Origin of the sequence: Blastococcus saxobsidens, assembly GCF_010682065.1 — a bacterium.
GTDB lineage: Bacteria > Actinomycetota > Actinomycetes > Mycobacteriales > Geodermatophilaceae > Blastococcus > Blastococcus saxobsidens_B.
Genome location: NZ_JAAGWG010000063.1, coordinates 1 through 2,449 on the forward strand (window position 1 = coordinate 1; position 2,449 = coordinate 2,449).

The window sequence follows — 2,449 nt, forward strand, 5'->3', positions numbered from 1 at the left end:
GCGGCGTCGGGCTGGTCGTAGACCGAGTGCAGCAGCGCCCGCACCCACGGCCAGGACGCCTTCGGCGTGGCCGCCATCAAGTTCGCCGCGTAGTGGGCCTGTAAAGAATCAAGTTGTCGGCGTGTCCATGTCGTCGGTGTTCGGGTCTGGCAGCGAGGCGAGGAGCTCGGCTGCGGTGGTGAACCGGGTGGCAGCCGGCGTGGCGATGTAGCCGTTCTGGTCCAGGAGCGGACCGACCTCGCGCAGCGCGCCCCCGATGGTGCGGCGGCTGACCTCGAACAGCTGGGCGAAGGTGTCGTGGGTTCCCAGGCCGCGCCGGTAGAGCACGGTGGCCAGTACCCGTTCTTCATCGGTGATCTTCTGCATGAAGACGCCGCCGCGGGCGCCGGGCAGCCGTTCACCGCCGCGGTGTCGATGTCGATGCCGTTCGGCGCGGGCAGCCAGCACGGGCACGACCCGGCCGATCAGGGCGGCGAGCTCGGCTCGCGTCATGCCGGTCAGCGCCGGGGCGGCGAGCCGTTCGGGCAGCCGCGGGCGCGCCGGTTCCGGGCGGCTGCCTGACGCGAACTCGGTGAGCGCATCTGCGGTGGCGAAGCGCAGCGTGCTCGCCGGAATCGTGCGGCCGTGCTCAACGAGCAGCTGGCGGGTGTCGGCGATGGCTTGGCCGATGGAGTTCGCGTTGACCCCGAGCAGGTCGGAGAGCACGTTCATCGAGCAGAGCTGGCGCTGATAGACGACGGTGACCAGCACCCGGTCGGCGTCGGTGAGCAGCCCGGTGCTGCCCGCGCCGGCCGCGCGGCGCCGCGGCCCGCCGCGCTGCTCGAACCGCCGCTGGGCGGCCAGGGCGGCCTGCGCCGGGGCGAGCAGCGCGGCGAGCGCGGTCAGCTCGGTGGCCGTCATGCCGGTCAGCCGTTCGTCGGCGAGGACGGCTAACGCCCGGGCGCGGGCGCCGGCCCGTTCGTCGGCGCGCACCGGCCCGGTCTGGGAGTCGCCGGTCGGAGCGATGGTGTAGTTCCAGGCGCCGTGCTGGGCGTGCCGGCTGATCGGCAACCGGCGAAGTTCGCTGAGGGGCACGGCGACGCCGAGTGGGTAGCTGCCGGTGTCGAGTGCGGCTTCGACTCGCAGTCCGGTGCGGGTGCGGGTCGAGGCGATGGTGGCGACGACGACTTGGTGGCTGGTCAGCGGGCGGCCGCGCCAGTTCATGGTGATCTGCGAGAACAGCCGGTGCTCGATCTTGTTCCACTTCGAGGTGCCCGGCGGGAAATGACAGACCGTGATCGTCAGGCCGGTCTCGGCGGCCAGCGCCGCCAGCTCGGCCTTCCACAACCGGTAGCGGTAGCTGTTGGAGCCGCCCGCGTCCGCGGTGATCAACAGCTTGGTCGCGCCCGGATGGTCGGCCGCACCGCGCGCGGCCCACCAGCGGCGGATCGAGGCGACCGCGAACGCCGAGGTGTCGTGGTCGACCCCGACGTTGACCCAGCCGGCGTCGGTGCCCAGGTCGTAGACGCCGTACGGAATGGCCAGCGGCACGTCGGGCCCCATGCTGAAGAAGCTGTGGTCCTCCACTTCGACCGGATCGCCCTTCGGTCGCCATTCCCGCCCGGCCGCCGGCAGCTGCCCGAGCTGCTCCTTCTTCTTGGCATCCACGCTGACCACCGGCGCCCCGGCGGCTTGATGGGCCTTGACCTGCTCGTTGATGTAGGCGAACTGCGCATCCCGGTCGGGATGCTGCTTGCCTTCCAGCGTCTTGGCCGTGCCCTGCAGGCTGAAGCCATGCTCACGAAGCAGATGTCCCACCGTCGGTGCGGAGACCGGATGGCCGTGCTCGCTGAGCTCGGTGGCCAGATGCCGCAGCGACTTGGTCGTCCAACGCAGCGGCGACATCGGATCGCCCCGGGCGTTCGGCTCGACCAGGCCGAGCAGAGCCGCCACCAGCTCGGGATCGCGTGCGGTGACCGGCTTACGTCCTCCGCCGGCCCGACGGACCCGCCCGACCGGCAGCGACTCCTCGCCGGAGTCCAACTCGGTCACGCCGCGGCGCACCGTGGTCGGGCTGACCCGGGCCGCCGCCGCCACCGCAGCCACGCCCCCGTGCCCCAGCAGCCGGGCCTCGGTTCCCAGCGCCAGCCGTTGCTGCCGCTCGTCGAGATGCGGCAAGAGCACCTCGAACCGGGTGGCGAGCTGGTTCCGGATCTCGTCGTCGACGCGCATAGCAGATCGTCGACCGCAGAACTGGGAAAGGACAGCTTGTTTCCTGACAGGCCCAGTGCGTGCGGCAGCGCTGCCAGCCGGCCCCGGGCAGAGTGGCGCCGATCGCGCCCACCAGGCCGGCGTGCGCGTCGGAGGTCACCAGCGCAACGCCGGTCAGCCCACGGGCGGTCAGGTCCCGGAAGAACGCCAGCCAGCCGGCGCCGTCCTCGGCGGAGGTGACCTGCAGACCGAGGATCTC

General features: G+C 71.9%; 1 protein-coding gene and 2 pseudogenes. All 3 read right to left on the reverse strand.

The features are described from left to right. Positions 1-101 (reverse strand): annotated as a pseudogene (locus GCU60_RS19980) (transposase); the annotation flags it as partial. A gap of 7 nt (positions 102-108) precedes the next feature. Continuing rightward, complete coding sequence (locus GCU60_RS19645) at positions 109-2,211, reverse strand: ISAzo13 family transposase (protein WP_163208326.1); 2,103 nt, start codon at positions 2,209-2,211, stop codon at positions 109-111. 49 nt (positions 2,212-2,260) lie between these two features. Then, positions 2,261-2,449 (reverse strand): annotated as a pseudogene (locus tag GCU60_RS19650) (transposase); the annotation flags it as partial.

Excerpts from the sequence above, each read along its gene's own strand:
- GCU60_RS19645 (WP_163208326.1), bottom strand. The coding sequence starts at position 2,211 with ATGCGCGTCGACGACGAGATCCGGAACCAGCTCGCCACCCGGTTCGAG.